Below are 17,069 nucleotides of genomic sequence, written 5' to 3' on the forward strand. Positions count from 1 at the left end.
CCAGATGGCCATGCCGCTTCGTCAGACCATCCGCGTCGGGACCTATCTGTTTGAACAGAAGCTGCGGAAGCGGGAGAAGTTCCCGCTCATCGTGGAGCTGGAGCCGCTTTTCGCCTGCAACCTCAAGTGCGAGGGATGCGGCAAGATCCAGCATCCGGCCGGAGTTCTCAAGCAGCGCATGCCGGTTGCCCAGGCGGTGGGCGCGGTGCTGGAGTGCGGGGCACCGATGGTCTCCATCGCCGGCGGCGAACCGTTGATGCACCCGCAAATCGACGAAATCGTCCGGCAGTTGGTGGCCAAACGCAAATATGTCTTCCTGTGCACCAATGCCGTACTGCTGCGCAAGAAGATGGACAAGTTCAAACCCTCCCCGTATTTCGCGTTCGCCGTGCACATCGACGGAATGCGTGAGCGGCACGATGAGTCGGTCGCCAAGGAGGGCGTGTTCGACGAGGCGGTGGCGGCCATCAAGGAGGCCAAGCGGCGCGGCTTCCGGGTCACCACCAACTCGACGTTCTTCAACACCGACACCCCGCAGACCATCGTCGAGGTGCTGGACTTCCTCAACGACGAACTGAAGGTGGACGAGATGATGATCTCGCCCGCCTATGCCTATGAGAAGGCCCCCGACCAGGACCACTTCCTGGGCGTGGAGCAGACCCGCGAGCTGTTCAAGAAGGCGTTCTCGGGCGGCAACCGGCGCCGCTGGCGGCTCAACCACAGCCCGCTCTTCCTGGACTTCCTGGAGGGCAAGGCCGACTTCCCGTGCACCGCCTGGGGAATTCCCAACTACTCGCTCTTCGGCTGGCAGCGCCCCTGCTACCTGATGAGCGACGGATATGTGCCCACCTACCGAGAACTGGTCGAGGACACCGACTGGGACAAGTACGGGCGGGGCAAGGATCCGCGCTGCGACAACTGCATGGCGCACTGCGGCTATGAGCCCACGGCCGTACTGGCCACCATGGGGTCCCTGCGCGAGACCATCCGGGCGGCCAGCGAGACCATCGCCGGAAACCGGGCCCAGTGACCATGGGTCCGGCCGAGCCGGCGGAGCCGGTCACGCTGGGGCTGCCCGGCGTACCGGCCCGGCCGCTCGCGGTGCGCCGCGCCTCGCGGCGGATCCAGGTCGGGTCGGTGGCCGTGGGTGGTGATGCCCCGGTTTCGGTGCAGTCGATGACCACGACGCGGACCTCGGACATCGGGGCGACGTTGCAGCAGATCGCGGAGCTGACGGCGTCGGGCTGCCAGATTGTGCGGGTGGCGTGTCCCACGCAGGATGACGCTGATGCGTTGAAGGTGATCGCGGCGAAGTCGCAGATCCCGGTGATCGCGGATATCCACTTCCAGCCGAAGTATGTCTTCGCCGCCATCGACGCCGGCTGTGCGGCGGTGCGGGTGAACCCGGGGAACATCAAGCAGTTCGACGACAAGGTCAAGGAGATTGCCAAGGCGGCCTCCGACGCCGGGACGCCGATCCGGATCGGGGTGAATGCCGGTTCGCTGGACCGGCGGCTGTTGCAGAAGTACGGCAAGGCCACGCCGGAGGCGCTGGTGGAGTCGGCTCTGTGGGAGGCGTCGCTGTTCGAGGAGCACGGCTTCCGTGACATCAAGATCTCGGTGAAGCACAACGACCCGGTGGTGATGGTCAACGCCTACCGGCAGCTGGCCGCGCAGTGCGATTACCCGCTGCACCTGGGGGTGACCGAGGCGGGGCCGGCGTTCCAGGGGACGATCAAGTCGGCGGTGGCCTTCGGCGCGTTGCTGAGCGAGGGTATCGGGGACACCATCCGGGTCTCGCTGTCGGCGCCGCCGGCGGAGGAGGTCAAGGTGGGGATCCAGATCCTGGAGTCGCTCAATCTGCGGCAGCGTCGTCTGGAGATTGTTTCCTGTCCGTCGTGTGGGCGTGCGCAGGTGGATGTGTACAAGCTGGCGGATCAGGTTTCGGCGGGGCTGGAGGGGATGGAGGTTCCGCTGCGGGTGGCTGTGATGGGCTGTGTGGTCAATGGTCCGGGTGAGGCGCGTGAGGCGGATCTGGGTGTGGCCTCGGGCAATGGCAAGGGGCAGATCTTTGTCAAGGGCGAGGTGATCAAGACCGTGCCGGAGTCGAAGATCGTGGAGACCTTGATCGAAGAGGCCCTGAAGCTCGCCGAGCAGATGGAGAAGGACGGCGCCGCCTCCGGGACACCCGCCGTCTCCCCGGCCTGAGGGGCCGGCAGCAGGACGGGCCCGCCGCGGGCCCGGGGAACAAAGGCCGACAGAGTAAGGAGGGGGCCGGGATGTCCTTGCTGGAGAACATCCGCAGTCCACGCGACCTGAAGGCGCTCGACGCGGAGGAACTGACGGAACTCGCCGAGGAAATCCGCCACTTCCTGGTCCACGCGGTGGCCAGGACCGGCGGACACCTCGGGCCCAACCTCGGGGTGGTGGAGCTGACCATCGCCCTGCACCGGTCGTTCGACTCACCGTCCGACCGCATCCTGTGGGACACCGGGCACCAGTCCTATGTCCATAAACTGCTCACCGGGCGGCAGGACTTCTCCAAACTGCGCGGCAAGGGCGGCCTGTCCGGCTACCCCTCGCGCGCCGAGTCCGAGCACGATGTCATCGAGAACAGCCATGCCTCCACCGTGCTCAGCTGGGCCGACGGCCTGGCCAAGGCCAACCAGGTGCTCGGCCGCTGGAACGACCATGTGGTGGCCGTGGTGGGGGACGGCGCCCTCACCGGCGGCATGGCCTGGGAGGCGCTCAACAACATCGCGGCCGCCCGCGACCGGCCACTGATCATCGTGGTCAATGACAACGAGCGCTCCTACGCACCCACCATCGGCGGCCTGGCCAACCACCTGGCCACCCTGCGCACCACCGACGGCTATGAACGCTTCCTGGCCCGCGGCAAGGAGGCGGTCCAGAGCCTGCCGCTGATCGGCAAGCCGCTCTATGAATCGCTGCACGGCGCCAAGAAGGGCTTCAAGGACGCCTTCGCCCCCCAGGGCATGTTCGAGGACCTGGGGCTGAAGTACCTGGGGCCGATAGACGGTCATGACATCGCCGCCGTGGAGTCCGCGCTGCGCCGGGCGAAGCGTTTCCACGGGCCGGTACTGGTGCACTGCCGCACCCAGAAGGGCCGCGGCTACCGGCCGGCGCTGGAGGACGAGGCGGACCGCTTCCACACCGTCGGGGTGATGAACCCGCTCACCTGCGAACCGCTGGCACCTTCCGACGGCCGCTCCTGGACCTCGGTGTTCGGCGAGGAACTGGTGCGCATCGGCGCCGAGCGGCCGGATGTGGTGGCGCTCACCGCCGCCATGCTGGACCCGGTGGGGCTGACCGCCTTCGCCCGGGCGTACCCGGACCGCGTCTGGGACGTGGGCATCGCCGAGCAGCACGCGGCCACCTCGGCCGCCGGCCTGGCCACCGGCGGGCTGCACCCGGTGTTCGCGGTCTACGCCACCTTCCTCAACCGGGCCTTCGACCAGGTGCTGATGGATGTCGCCCTGCACAAGTGCGGAGTGACCTTCGTCCTGGACCGGGCCGGGGTGACCGGCACCGACGGGCCCAGCCACAACGGCATGTGGGACCTCTCGCTGCTCCAGGTGGTGCCGGGCCTGCGGATCGCCGCCCCGCGCGACGCCGGCCAGCTGCGCGCCCAGCTCCGCGAGGCGGTGGACGTGACGGACGCGCCCACCGTGGTGCGCTACCCCAAGGAGAAAGTGGGCCCCGATGTGCCCGCGGTCGGCCGGGTGGGCGGCATGGACGTACTGCGCCGGCCCGAGGCGGAGGACCCGGACGTCCTGCTGGTCGCGGTCGGCACCATGGCCCAAGTGGCCCTGGATGCCGCCGGGTTGCTGGACGCCCGGGACACCGCCTGCACGGTGGTCGACCCACGCTGGGTCAAGCCGGTCGACCCGGCCCTGCCGGACCTCGCCCGGCGCCACCGGATGGTCGGCGTGGTGGAGGACAACGTCCGTACCGGCGGCGTCGGCTGGGCCGTCGCCCAGGCGCTGCGCGACGCCGGGGTGGACCTGCCGGTGGAGACCCTGGGCCTCCCCGAGCAGTTCCTGGCCCATGCCAAACGGTCCGAGGTGCTGGCGGATGTGGGGCTCACCCCGGTGGAGATCGCCGGCCGGATCAGCGCCGTGCTGGCCCGTACCGCCCGGCCCGCCACGGCGGTCAAGGAGAACGCATGACCGACGGGGGATTCGACCTGGCCCGGCTGCTGGCCGAGCGCGGCGGCGAACGCTATGACCTGCACACCCGCCACCTCAACCACCAGCTGCCACGGATGCTGCACACCATCGGCTTCGACAAGGTCTACCAGCGGGCCGAGGGCGCCTACTTCTGGGACGAGGAGGGCCAGGACTACCTCGATATGCTGGCCGGCTTCGGGGTGATGGGCCTGGGCCGCCACCACCCGGTGGTGCGCAAGGCGCTGCATGACGTCCTGGACGCCTCGCTGGCCGACCTCACCCGCTTCGACTGCCCGCCGCTGCCCGGGCTGCTGGCCGAGAGGCTGCTGTCCTACACCCCCCATCTGGACCGGGTGTTCTTCGGCAACAGCGGCACCGAGGCGGTGGAGACCGCGCTGAAATTCGCCCGCTACGCCACCGGCAGACCCAGGGTGCTCTACTGCGTCCACGCCTTCCATGGACTGACCACCGGTTCGCTGTCGGTCAACGGCGAGGAGGGCTTCAAGGACGGCTTCCGGCCCCTGCTGCCGGACACCGGTGTGCCACTGGGCGATCTGGCCGCCCTGGAACGGGAGTTGAAGCGCGGCGATGTGGCGGCGCTGATCGTGGAACCCATCCAGGGCAAGGGCGTGCACCAGTCGCCGCCCGGCTATCTGCGCGCCGCCCAGGAGCTGTTGCACCGGCACAAGGCGCTGCTGATCGCGGACGAGGTGCAGACCGGCCTGGGACGCACCGGAGAGTTCTTCGCCTACCAGCACGAGGCCGGGGTGGAACCCGACCTGGTGTGTGTGGCCAAGACGCTGTCCGGCGGCTATGTCCCGGTGGGCGCCACCCTGGGCAAGGACTGGATCTTCAAAAAGATCTACTCCTCCATGGACCGGGTGCTGGTGCACTCGGCCAGCTTCGGCTCCAACGCCCAGGCCATGGCGGCCGGTCTGGCGGTGCTGGCGGTCATGGAGGACGAGCGGATCGTGGCCAACGCCCGGGCCACCGGCGACCTGCTGCGCGGCCGGCTGGCGGCACTGGTGGACAAGTACGAGCTGCTGCACGAAGTGCGCGGCCGGGGCCTGATGATCGGCATCGAGTTCGGCCGGCCCAAGTCCCTCGCCCTGCGCAGCCGTTGGACGATGCTCCAGGCGGCGCGCAAGGGGTTGTTCGCGCAGATGGTAGTGGTGCCGCTGCTGCAGCGGCACCGCATCCTCACCCAGGTCTCGGGTGACCATCTGGAGGTCATCAAGCTGATCCCGCCGCTGATCATCGGGGAGCGCGAGGTCGACCGGTTTGTGGACGCCTTCACCACGGTGATGGACGAGGCCCATGGCGGCGGTTCGCTGATCTGGGAATTCGGCCGGACGCTGGTGAAGCAGGCGTTGCAGACCTGAACAGGCCCGTCCGAAGCGCTCTTCGGCGGTGTCGCCCCGCCGTGCCGGCCGGTGCCGGCATGGCGGGGCGAGGTCACGCACTCAGGAGCGCGTCCTTACGACTCGGCGCGGTTCATGGCGTCGACCAGGCTCTTGGGCCGCTGATCGGTCCAGTGCTCTTCGATGTAGGCCAGGCAGGACTGACGGGTTCCTTCCGGGTGGACGATGTGCCAGCCGGCGGGGACCGCGGTGAACGCGGGCCACAGGGAGTGCTGTCCTTCCTCGTTGGCGAGGACGAGGAAGGTGCCGCTGTCGTTGTCGAAGGGGTTGTTCATGGTTCAGCTCCTGGAGGTGGAAGAGTTCTGGGCGGTCTGGTCGAGTGCCGCGCGCAGGATCGGACCGATGTGACTCAGGGACTGCGGCCGCATCAGATGGTGATGTTCGCCGGCGATCGGATGCGCGGTGACCGTGCCGGCCACATACGGCTCCCAGTCCTTGGCGGTGACGGTCGGGCCCGTGTCGGACGTCGCCGCGGTGAACAGCAGCAGATCGCCGTCGAACCGCTCCGGGGTGAACTTCCGTTGCAGGCCGATGTTGTGGCTGTAGGCGTCGATCATGCCCGTCAAGGCACTGTCCTCCAGGATCTCCGGGGGGAGGAGATTGGTCCGGCGCAGCAGGTCCGCCACGACCTCGCGGGTGAGGTCCTTCCCCGCAAGGTCTTCGGGGCGATAACCGGCCGCGTCGAGCAGGAGGCCGAAGATCTGCTGCTCGCCCTCCTCGGGCACGCCCTGCACGGACTGCTCGGCGCGGACATAGGTGTCGAGCATGACCAGCAGTGCCACCTCGTCCCCCTCCTGCCGGAGCCGGGTGGCCATGGCGTGCGCCACCATGCCGCCGAAGGACCAGCCGAGCAGGTGATAGGGGCCGGACGGCTGGACGGTGCGCAGAAGGTGCACATAGTCGGCCGCCATCTCCTCCAGGGTTGCGGGGAGAGCCTGCGGGTCCATCAACCTCCTTGCCTGCAAGGCGTACAGCGGACGGTCCTGGCCGAGATGGCTCAGCAGTCCCGCGTAGGGCCAGCTGATTCCACTGGCCGGGTGTACGCAGAACAGCGGGGGGCGGCTGCCGCGCTCGCGCAGGGGCAGCAGGGTGTCCAGTGCGGGGCGTGCTTCCTGGGTCTGGTTGAGTTCCTTGGAGAGCTGGGCCGGTGTGGGGGCCTGGAAGAGGGTGCGCAGTTGCAGCTCCGCCCCCAGGGTGGCGCGGATCCGGGAGATCAGCCGGGTGGCCAGCAGCGAGTGTCCGCCCAGGTCGAAGAAGTCGTCCTCGGCTCCGACCGCGGGGACGCCCAGTACTTGGGCGTACAGGTCGCAGAGGACTTGTTCACCGGGGGTGAGCGGAGGCCGTGACATACCGGCCGCCGGTTCGGGGGCGGGCAACGCGCGTCGGTCGAGCTTTCCGCTGACGGTCATGGGCAGTTCGGGGAGCACCACCACGGCCGTCGGGACCATGTGCTGGGGGAGCCGCTCGGCGGCGAAGTCACGTACCGAAGCCGCCAGTGCCGCCAACTGCTGGGTGGCCGAGGGGTGGTTGGTAAGGGCGGCCCCATGGACAGCCGTCGGCCGGTATGCCTCGACGGGCATCTCACCGGCCGGGCTGTCGGGGTCGAGGAACACCACGTCGAAGTGGTCGGCTTCGGCGGACCAGGTCGTGGTGGTGCGGTAGCCGAGTTCTTCGCCCAGCTGGTGCACTGTCTCGGGATCGACGCTTCCCGGGTGCTCGGAGCTGTTGAGTTCGCGCTGTGCGTCCGCCACCGGATGAGCGGCGTGGACCGCGCGCCAGGCGGCCGCTTCACCGGCGACCCGGGCATTGGGGATGGCGGATATGCGCAGTCCGGCAGGGTGCCTGGTTGCCAGGAGTTCCTTCAACTCCGCTGCGCTGCTCATCTCTCCGCCCCAGGGCAGGCACAGCAACGGCTCCTGGTCCGCCGGGAGTTCCGGGACCGGGGTCGCGGGGCTCTTGTGGAGGATGGCGTCGTAGCGGTGCCGGGTCAGTTCGTTGTGGTTCCGGCCCCGCTTGAGACGGATGTCCACGGCGGCGACGGCGGGCAGCTGTGAGCGCAGGCCGGTGAAGAACTCCGGGGCGATGAGCAGTTCCTTCTCAAACAGCAGATCGTGCTCGGCCGCCCGGCGCACATCGGCCGGCTGCGCGGTGGCGGTCGTGCGGTGGAGCTGAACCGCGGTGCGCAGATAGCGGGCCAGCCGCAGATTGCGTACGTCGCCGACGAAGATCCGGCCGCCCGGGGCGAGGAGTTCGATCGCCGAGCCCAGTACCCCGGCCAGATAATCGGCGTGTGGGAAGTACTGGATCACCGAGTTCACGACGATCGTGTCGAAGAACCCGGCGGGCAGGCCGCTGAAGTCGTCGGCGGCACGGCAGTGCAGGTGTACCCGGCCGGCCAGGTCGGGCCGGCCGGAGATCTGCCGGCCGAGGCGCTCGATCACCGCGGACGAGATGTCCGTACCCCAGTAGGTCTCGCAGTGCGGTGCCAGATGGGCGAAGAGCAGCCCGCTGCCGATGCCGATCTCCAGAATCCGTTGCGGCTCGAGTGCGCTGATGCGCTCAACAGTGCCCTGCCGCCACTCGCGCATGTGGTCCAGCGGGATGGGCTCGCCGTCATAACTGCTGTTCCACCCGGAGAAGTCCTCACCCAGAGGGACGGCGTCGGGTTCCTGGCCGTAGACCGAGTTGTAGATGTCCCGCCATTCGTCGACGTGTTCTGTGCTGTGTGGGTTGTCGGCGTCTGTTGTGGGGGCGGTGGGGGTGATGTAGCCGACGAGCCGGCGGTTGCCGGGTTGGTCTTCGCGTACCAGGACGGTGGCTTGGGCGACGTCGGGGTGGGCGGCGAGGGTGGATTCGATTTCGCCGGGTTCGATGCGGAAGCCGCGGATTTTGACCTGGTCGTCGGTGCGGCCGAGGTATTCGAGCTGGCCGTCCTCGCGCCAGCGGGCCATGTCACCGGTGCGGTACATGCGCTCGCCGTCGGCGGCAAAGGGGTTGGCGATGAAGCGCTGGGCGGTGAGGCCGGGACGGCCGAGGTAGCCGCGGGCGAGTCCGGGCCCGGCGATGTACAGCTCGCCTGCCGCCCCGGGGGGTACCGGCTGGAGGCCCGAGTCGAGGAGGTAGACGCGGGTGTTGGGGTTGGGACGGCCGATCGCGGGCGTCCCGGAACCGGGGACGAGGGGGTCGGACATGGTCGCGGACACGGTGGCTTCGGTGGGACCGTAGGCGTTGATCATCTTGTGGCCCGGTGCCCAGGCGTCGACCAGTCCGGCCGGGCACGCCTCGGCACCGACGACCAGGGAGGTCCCGGCGGGGAGGCTGCCCGGCGTCACCGCCGCCAGCGAGCTCGGCGTCAGCATGGCGTGGGTGATGCCGAACGCGCAGCAGGTGTCCGCCAGCGGTTCCCCCGGCAGCAGCCGGTCCCGGGAGGCCAGAACCAGGCTCGCACCGGACAGCAGCACCAGGAGTTCCCACACGGCGGCGTCGAAGCTGGTGGAAGCGAACTGCAGTACCCGGCTCCCGGGCCCCACTCCCCAGCGTTCGATCTCCGCGGTGGCGAGGTGGGGCAGTCCGGCGTGTGTGACCATGACGCCCTTGGGGGTGCCGGTCGAGCCGGAGGTGTAGATCACGTAAGCGGGGTGCGCGGGAAGCAGGGGTGCCGCCCGCTCCTCGTCCGTCACCATGGCATCGGACAGATCGGCCAACCGCTTACCGGTCAGCGGGTCGTCCAGCACCACCCGGCGAACATCGAACCCGGGGAGCCTGTCGGCGAGTTCCTCGACGGTCAGGAGGAGAGCAGGCCGGGCGTCACCGACCATGAAGGCGAGCCGCTCCGCCGGGTAGTCCACATCCAGCGGCAGATACGCCGCTCCCGCCTTCAGCACGGCCAGGATCGAGATCACCAGCTCGGGCGTACGCGGCAGGGCCAGCGCCACCAGACGGTCCGGGCCCGCTCCATGCTCGGTCAGCAGCCGGGCCAGACGGTTGGCGGCGGCATCCAGCTCGGCATACGTCAACGACTCCTCGCCGCACACCACCGCCACAGCCGAACCATCACGCAACACCTGCGCCTCGAACAACTCCGGCAGCATGGCCTGTGGCACATCACGCACCACACCGGTGCCGGCCGACAACACCCTCCGCCGCTCCTCGGCACTGAGCACATCGACCCCGCCCACCGATCGGTCGGGATCGGCCACGGCCGCCTCGAGCAGCAACCGCAGGCGGTCCGTCAGCGCCTCGATGGTGGCCGCGTCGAAGATATCGGTGCTGAACTCGACGAAGCCCTCGATGCCCGACGGCACGCGGTCGGCGGTGTGCTGCTCGGTCAGGTGGAAGGACAGGTCGACCTTGGCCGTACCGGTGAACACCGGCCTGACCGTGGTCTCCAGACCGGGCAGTGCCAGCTCTCCCTGGGGGACGTTCTGCCAGGCGAGTGCGACTTGGAACAGCGGTTGGTGGGCGAGGGTGCGAGCAGGGTTGAGGACATCGACCAGGCTCTCGAAGGGGATGTCCTGGTGCGCGTAGGCCTGAAGGCTCTTCTCCCGCACACGGCCCACCAGTTCGCGGAAGCTGGGCCAGCCGGAGGTGTCCACCCGCAGGACCAGGGTGTTGACGAAGAACCCGACCAAACTCTCCGCGGCCTGGTCCAGGCGGCCGGCGATGCCGATGCCCACGGGGATGTCGGAGCCCGCTCCCATCCGGGAGAGCAGCGCCGCCAATGCGGCCTGGACAACCATGAATTCACTGGCCCGGCAGGAGTGGGCCAGCTCCTTCAGCGACGTATGGAGGCCGGCGTCCCAGTGGAAGGAGATCGCCTCCCCTCGGTAGGAGGCCTGTGCCGGGCGAGGGCGGTCGGCCGGCAGTTCGATGCGTTCCGGCAGATCCGCCAGAGCCTCCTTCCAGTAGGCCACCTGCTGTGTCCAGAGGCCGTCCGGATCCGTGGCATCCCCGAGCAGTCCGCGCTGCCACAGTGTGTAGTCCGCGTACTGCACCGGCAGTGGAGCCCAGTGGGGAGTGCGGCCGTCACGGCGGGCGGCGTACGCGGCGGACAGGTCACGCCACAGCGGGCGCATCGACCAGCCGTCGGCGGCGATGTGGTGGACCACCAGCATCAGAACGTGCTCGTCGCCGCCGTCCAGCGCGAACAGCGTCGCCCGTACCGGCAGTTCACCGGCGAGGTCGAAGGGGTGAACCGCCGCAGTGGCCACCGCACTGTCGAGCTCCGCTTCGCTCAGCTTCACCTCGGCCAGCGCTGGGACGGCCTCCGCGCCCTGGAGAATGCGCTGGCAGGGTTCGCCGCCCACCTCGGTGAAGACGGTACGCAGGGCTTCGTGGCGTTCGACCACGTCCGTCAGCGCCGCACGGAGCGCGTCGACGTCGAGCTCGCCGGAGAGCCGGGCGGCCAGCGGAATGTTGTAGGTGGCCGAGGGGCCTTCCAGCTTGTGCAGGAACCACAGTCGCTGCTGCGCGAAAGACAGCGGCAACTGCGACGGACGCTCCTGCGGCACCAGTGCCGGGCGTGCTTCGTGGGTCCGGTCGAGTTCCTTGGCGAGCCGGGCCGGTGTGGGGGCTTGGAAGAGGGTGCGCAGTTCTAGTTCCGCGCCCAGGGCGGTGCGGATCCGGGAGATCAGCCGGGTGGCCAGCAGTGAGTGCCCGCCCAGGGCGAAGAAGTCGTCCTCGGCACCGACCGCCGGGACACCCAGGACATCCGCGTAGAGATCGCACAGGACTTGTTCGGCGGGAGTGAGCGGCCGCCGCGAGGTGCCGGCCGCCGGTTCAGGGGCGGGCAGGGCACGGCGGTCGAGCTTTCCGCTGACGGTCACCGGGAGTTCGGGGAGGACCACCACGGCCGCCGGGACCATGTGCCGGGGCAGCCGCTCGGCGGCGAAGTCACGCACCGAGGCCGCCAGGCCGGGCGTGGGCGTGGCGGGGGTGACGTAGCCGACGAGGCGGTGGTTGCCGGGTTGGTCTTCGCGTACCAGGACGGTGGCTTGGGCGACGTCGGGGTGGGCGGCGAGGGTGGATTCGATTTCGCCGGGTTCGATGCGGAAGCCGCGGATTTTGACCTGGTCGTCGGTGCGGCCGAGGTATTCGAGCTGGCCGTCCTCGCGCCAGCGGGCCATGTCACCGGTGCGGTACATGCGCTCGCCGTCGGCGGCAAAGGGGTTGGCGATGAAGCGCTGGGCGGTGAGGCCGGGACGGCCGAGGTAGCCGCGGGCGAGTCCGGGCCCGGCGATGTACAGCTCGCCTGCCGCCCCGGGGGGTACCGGCTGGAGGCTGCTGTCGAGGAGGTAGACGCGGGTGTTGGGGTTGGGGTGGCCGATGGTGGGTGAACCCGAGCCAGGGGCAAGGGGGTTGCTCATGGTCGCGCACACGGTGGTTTCGGTGGGGCCGTAGGCGTTGACCAACCTGCGGCCGGGGGCCCAGGTGTCGACCAGCCCGGCCGGACATGCCTCACCGGCAACGATCAGGGTGGTTCCGGCGGGGAGGCTGTCCGGCGCCATCGCCGCCAGTGAACTCGGCGGCAGTGTGGCATGGGTGATGCCAAAGGCGGAGCAGGTGTTGGCGAGCGGTTCCCCCGGCAGCAGCCGGTCCCGGGAGGCCAGCACCAGCCTCGCACCCGAGAGCAGGGTCATGCATATCTCGGAGATGGCGGCGTCGAAGCTGGTGGAGGCGAACTGGAGCACCCGGCTCGTGGCCTCCACGCCGAAGCGTTCGATCTGTGCGGTGGCGAGGTGGGGCAGCCCGGCGTGTGTGACCATGACGCCCTTGGGGGTGCCGGTCGAGCCGGAGGTGTAGATCACATAGGCGGGGTGCGCGGGCAGCAGGGGTGCCACCCGGTCCTCGTCCGTCACCGTGGCATCGGAGAGGCCGGCCAGCCGCTTGACCGTCAGCGGGTCGTCCAGCACCACCCGGCGAACGTCGAACCCGGGCAGTTTTCCGGTGAGTTCATCGGAGGTGACGAGGAGTGCGGGCCGGGCGTCGTCGACCATAAAGGTGAGCCGCTCGGCGGGGTAGTCCACATCCAGCGGCAGATAGGCGGCTCCCGCCTTGAGCACGGCCAGCAGCGCGATGACCAACTGCGGTGTGCGTGGCAGGGCCAGCGCCACCAGACGGTCCGGGCCCGCTCCATGCTCGGTCAGCAGCCGGGCCAGGCGGTTGGCGGCGGCATCCAGCTCGGCGTAGGTCAGCGACTCCTCACCACACACCACCGCCACGGCCTGGCTGTTCCCCAGCACCTGAGTCTCGAACAACTCCGGCAGCATGGCCTGTGGCACATCACGCACCACACCGGTCCCGGCCGACAACACCCCCCGCCGCTCCTCGGCACCGAGCACATCAACCCGGCCCACCGGCAGGTCAGGGCTGCTGATCAGGCGCTCGACCAGTGCGCACAACCGCCGGTAAAGAGCGGCGAGTTCGTCATCGCGGTACACCTCGGGATTGGCATCGAGCGTGATGCGAATACCGCCGCCATGGTCGAAGATGTTGACGCACAGGTCATCGAACAATCCTGTCGACACATTCCGGACAGTGACCGGGTGCCCGGCGAAGCGCAGTTCGTAGGGAAAGGACATGAAGTTGACCTGTGGTCCGGTCAGTTCATGGGCTCCGCCGGACCGGCCCAGGTCCCGGACCATGTCCTCGATCCGGTATCGCTGGTGCGGCAGAATGCGCCGGATCTCGTCCGCCGCCTCCTTCGCCAGGTCCAGGAGTGTGGCCTGCGGGGATATCTCAAGGCGCAGCGGCAGTCCATTGGCGACCATGCCGGGAGCCTTGCGCAGCACGCTGCCGACCCGGGCCGACACAGGCAGGCCGAGCACGACCTCGGGCGCTCCGGTCAGGCGGTGTGTCAGGGCTGCCGTGGCGGCGATCATGATGGCCGACAAGCGGACGCCGGCCTTTTCCCCCGCTTCTCGCAGCCGCGCTTCCATTTCCCGGGGCAGTACCGCCGAGTGACGGACCCGGGCGGTCGCCGGACGGATCGGGCGGCCGGCCAGGCGCGGCGGTTCAGGCTGGCCGGCCAGGCGTTCCAGCCAGTACCGCCGGTCCTCGGTGTACTGTTCCGAGGCCTGGTACGCCGTGTCCTGGTCCAGCAGCGTACTCAGTGGGGCGAGGGGGGTTCCGGCGTTCCGGGATCCGGTGACCCGGGCGGTGTAGGACTCGGCCACTCGCTGCGCGAGGAGCGACAGGCTGAACCCGTCCGCGACGATGTGGTGATAGCCCTGATACCAGAGGAAATGCTGTGGGCCCACCTGGAACAGGGCGAACGAGAACAGGGCGTCGCGGGTCGGGTCCAGCGGCCGCTGTGTCTCGGCCCGCATCCACGCCTCGGCGGCGGCCCGCGGATCCGCTTCGGCGCTGAGGTCCAGGACCGTCAACTGCCAGTCGGTGCGGGGCTCGACGACCTGCCAGACCTCGCCGTCCTCCTCGAAGAACCGCACCCGGAGGAACTCGGCCTCGTCGACGGCACCACGCAGAGCCGCCTCGAATAACGCCGCGTCGATCGCGCCCGCGATGTCCAGGTATTCCGCGATCCGGTAGCGCAGGCTGGTGGGCGCCAGTTGCTGCGCCAGCCACACTTCGCGTTGCGCCGCCGACAAGGGCAGGCGGGCAGCGCGCACCCCGGATGAAGTCATATCGAGCCTTTCTGGAAAACTCGCGCCGGCTTTCGCGGCAGCGATTTGGTACTACCAAGGCATGAAGACGGACCGCGCCCTGTGGCAACCCAAGGGGGGCGGGCATCAGCGCGGGCGACCGCGCTCCACACCGGTTGGCGGAGTGGAGTGGGCCGTGGAGGTGTTCAGCCGCAATGGGGCCGACGCCGGGCATTCACCCGCAGGGGGCCGCCCGATGGCGGGACCGGCGGCCTGCGGTCTGCTTCATGGAGAGGTCATTGGGTACGCGAACCCGCCCGGGGATCCGTGCTGTTGGCGTCTTGATCCCTGACAGCCTTGTCCAGGCATCACTCAGCGCCCCCAGTGAACACAATCTCTCCCGTCCGGTCGCGGCGGTTCCCGCTCCTGATGCGCGCAGACGCTACCGGGGGCCAACTTCCGGCCGGAAGCCGGTAATCGGACAGAATGTAGCCGCTGGGTTTCAGTCGGTAAGCAGCCGCTCCCGCAGCCGCTCCACGGTGGCCGGGGCGAGCGAGAGGCCCTCGGAGAGGTAGCGCTCGTTCGTCCCCCAGGTCTCGTCGATGGCCGCGAAGGCGGCGGCCAGATACTCGGCACGGGCCTCGAACAGCGGCGAGAGCAGCTCCATCACCTCGGGGGAGACGGCACCGTCGCCCCGGCTGACCGCATAGCGGCGGTGCGGGGCATTGGACTCCAGATAGTCCGCCTCGATGGCCTCCCGGTCCACGCCCAGCGCCAGCAGGGCGGCCGCGATGGACAGCCCGGCCCGGTCCTTGCCGGCCGCACAGTGCATCAGCGCGGGCACCGCGTCCTCGGCCAGCGCGTGCAGCACCCGGCTGTGCTCGGCGGTGCGGGTGGTGACGATCAGGCGGTAGGAGTCGGCCATCCGCTGTGCCGCCCGGCCCTCGGCCAGCACCGCCCGCAGCTGCGCCATGCCGCCGTCGCGGACCATCTCCCAGAACTCGCTGCCGTCGGCCGGGTCGCTCAGCGGCAGGTTGACATAGCGCACCCCGGGCAGCGCCACATCCGGGCCCTCCAGCGTGATATCGGCGGCGTTGCGGAAGTCAAAGACGGTGTGCAGGCCCAGCGAGGCCAGATAGGCCGCGTCCGCCTCGGTGGCCTTGGCCAGATGGCCGCTGCGGAACAGGACGCCGGGCCGTACCCGCCGGCCGTCGGCGGCCGGCAGACCGCCCAGGTCGCGGAAGTTGCGCACTCCCGCCAGCTCCGGCTCGGTGGCGGGGACATGCGGCGTCTGGGTCACGGGCGCTCCTAGGGTCGGCCGCCGGCGACCGTCGCCGGCGGGGTGACTGACCTTACGACACCGGTTTTACGGGTCATCAGCTCGCCCGGCAGCCCCCGGCAGGCGTATTCCTCCGTAGGTGACCAAATCGGGGTGGGATACATCACGGCTCGTCAACCCCTGGTTACGGTGGCGTAGGTCACTCCGGAGGGTGAAAGATGTGCTGACGTGGCAGACGATTCGAATTCAATCAACAAGAGCGCGATCGGGTCGTACGCAGCCGTCGGGGACAGCTTCACCGAGGGCGTCGGGGACCCGGGTCCCGACGGCACCTTCGTCGGCTGGGCCGACCGACTGGCCGTACTCCTGGCCGATCAGCGGGAAGAGCACACATTCCGGTACGCCAACCTCGCCGTTCGCGGTCGTCTTCTGGACCAGATCATCGAGGAGCAGGTACCCAGGGCCAAGGAACTCGGGCCCGATCTCGTCACGTTCTGCGCGGGGGGCAATGACATTCTGCGGCCGGGCAGCAACCCGGACGATGTGGCCGAGCGCTATGCGGCGGCCGTCGCCGAGCTGACCTCCTCGGTCGGCACGGTGCTGCTGTGCACCGGCTTCGACACCCGGGACGTCCCGGTGCTCCGCCATCTGCGGGGCAAGATCGCGACCTATACCGCCCATGTCCGGGCCATCGCCGACCGGCATGACTGCCCGGTGCTCGACCTGTGGTCGCTGCGCTCGGTGCAGGACCGGCGGGCCTGGAGCGAGGACCGGCTGCACCTGTCGGCCGACGGGCACACCCGGGTGGCGCTGCGCGCCGCGCAGGTGCTGGGCCTCCAGGTGCCCGCCGACCCGGACCAGCCATGGCCGGCGGAGGAGGAGCGCACCCCCGCCGAGGTGCGCCGGGACAACATCCACTGGGCCCGCGAGCACCTGGTGCCCTGGATCGGCCGCCGGCTGCGCGGTGAGTCCTCCGGCGACCATGTGGAGCCCAAGCGCCCGGATCTGCTGCCGCTATAGCTGGGACACCGTCAGACCGGCCGCCCATGCGGCAGATCGGCCCAGACGACGCGGCCCCGGCCGGCGTCGTCGGGCCGGACCCCCCAGGCCTTGGACAGCGCGCCCACCAGGAGCAGCCCGCGCCCGCTCTCCTCATCCGCGCCGCTGCAGCGCGCCCGCGGCTCCGTGGCGGCACGCCCCTGATCCGCCACCTCTATGCGCAAATGCGCTTCACTGAACCGCAGTTGGCAGCTCACCTTTTCGCTGTCGGTATGCCGCACCGCGTTGGTGAAGAGTTCAGACACCACCAACTGGGCGTCATCGCATGCCGTTTCATCGACTCCCCACTCGCGCAGCCGCGTGAGAACCCGTCGCCGGGCCTCCGTCACACAGGCGTTGAGAGCCGGAAAGTTGAAGGAGTAGGAGTGGGCGTCCTGCGGGCGCCCGGTGAGGCGGCCGCCGAGGCGCCCCAGGGAAGGTGCGTCTTGGGAGGGGACCACTCCGCAACTATGTGCGATGTGACGGACGTGTGGCAAGCTTCAGTCTGCAAATTGCAGAATCGACCGGGACACTCTGTCCG

General features: G+C 69.3%; 9 protein-coding genes. 5 read left to right on the top strand and 4 right to left on the bottom strand.

The window, feature by feature from the left end:
• Nucleotides 1-4: 4 nt before the first annotated feature.
• The 4 genes from hpnH (at nucleotide 5) to ACIHFE_RS23735 (ending at nucleotide 5,572) form a co-directional block, all read left to right on the top strand.
• Nucleotides 5-1,030, top strand: coding sequence for an adenosyl-hopene transferase HpnH (gene hpnH / locus ACIHFE_RS23720; protein ID WP_400109387.1), 1,026 nt, complete (start codon nucleotides 5-7; stop codon nucleotides 1,028-1,030).
• 2 nt (nucleotides 1,031-1,032) lie between these two features.
• On the top strand, nucleotides 1,033-2,208 hold the full coding sequence (ispG, locus tag ACIHFE_RS23725; RefSeq protein ID WP_400109721.1) for a flavodoxin-dependent (E)-4-hydroxy-3-methylbut-2-enyl-diphosphate synthase: 1,176 nt from the start codon (nucleotides 1,033-1,035) through the stop codon (nucleotides 2,206-2,208).
• Between the two features lie 71 nt (nucleotides 2,209-2,279).
• The gene (gene dxs, locus ACIHFE_RS23730) at nucleotides 2,280-4,190 is read left to right on the top strand and encodes a 1-deoxy-D-xylulose-5-phosphate synthase (RefSeq protein ID WP_400109389.1); all 1,911 of its coding nucleotides are present in this window, start codon (nucleotides 2,280-2,282) and stop codon (nucleotides 4,188-4,190) included.
• Nucleotides 4,187-5,572: an aspartate aminotransferase family protein gene (locus tag ACIHFE_RS23735; RefSeq protein ID WP_400109390.1), complete on the top strand. Its 1,386-nt coding sequence runs from the start codon at nucleotides 4,187-4,189 to the stop codon at nucleotides 5,570-5,572. Before dxs ends, ACIHFE_RS23735 begins: the two co-directional genes overlap by 4 nt.
• A 95-nt stretch (nucleotides 5,573-5,667) precedes the next feature.
• Here ACIHFE_RS23735 and ACIHFE_RS23740 read toward each other — a convergent pair whose 3' ends face one another.
• The 3 genes from ACIHFE_RS23740 to ACIHFE_RS23750 all read right to left on the bottom strand — a co-directional run bounded on the left by ACIHFE_RS23740 (nucleotide 5,668) and on the right by ACIHFE_RS23750 (nucleotide 15,511).
• Nucleotides 5,668-5,886: an MbtH family protein gene (locus ACIHFE_RS23740; RefSeq protein ID WP_400109392.1), complete on the bottom strand. Its 219-nt coding sequence runs from the start codon at nucleotides 5,884-5,886 to the stop codon at nucleotides 5,668-5,670.
• Between the two features lie 3 nt (nucleotides 5,887-5,889).
• Nucleotides 5,890-14,253 carry an amino acid adenylation domain-containing protein gene (locus tag ACIHFE_RS23745; RefSeq protein ID WP_400109394.1) on the bottom strand — a complete coding sequence of 2,788 codons (8,364 nt, stop codon included), beginning with the start codon at nucleotides 14,251-14,253 and terminating at the stop codon, nucleotides 5,890-5,892.
• A 460-nt stretch (nucleotides 14,254-14,713) separates the two neighbouring features.
• Entirely contained in the window at nucleotides 14,714-15,511 is a 798-nt protein-coding gene (locus tag ACIHFE_RS23750) for a tyrosine-protein phosphatase (RefSeq protein ID WP_400109396.1), read from the bottom strand.
• Between the two features lie 207 nt (nucleotides 15,512-15,718).
• On the opposite strand from ACIHFE_RS23750, the gene ACIHFE_RS23755 reads away from it, so the two are divergent.
• The gene (locus ACIHFE_RS23755; protein ID WP_400109398.1) at nucleotides 15,719-16,510 is read left to right on the top strand and encodes an SGNH/GDSL hydrolase family protein; all 792 of its coding nucleotides are present in this window, start codon (nucleotides 15,719-15,721) and stop codon (nucleotides 16,508-16,510) included.
• A gap of 11 nt (nucleotides 16,511-16,521) precedes the next feature.
• On the opposite strand, the gene ACIHFE_RS23760 is transcribed toward ACIHFE_RS23755, so the two are convergent.
• On the bottom strand, nucleotides 16,522-16,989 hold the full coding sequence (locus tag ACIHFE_RS23760) for an ATP-binding protein (RefSeq protein ID WP_400109400.1): 468 nt from the start codon (nucleotides 16,987-16,989) through the stop codon (nucleotides 16,522-16,524).
• Nucleotides 16,990-17,069: the final 80 nt, after the last annotated feature.

Source organism: Streptomyces sp. NPDC052396 (assembly GCF_044593195.1).
In the GTDB taxonomy this organism is placed as follows: Bacteria; Actinomycetota; Actinomycetes; order Streptomycetales; family Streptomycetaceae; genus Streptomyces.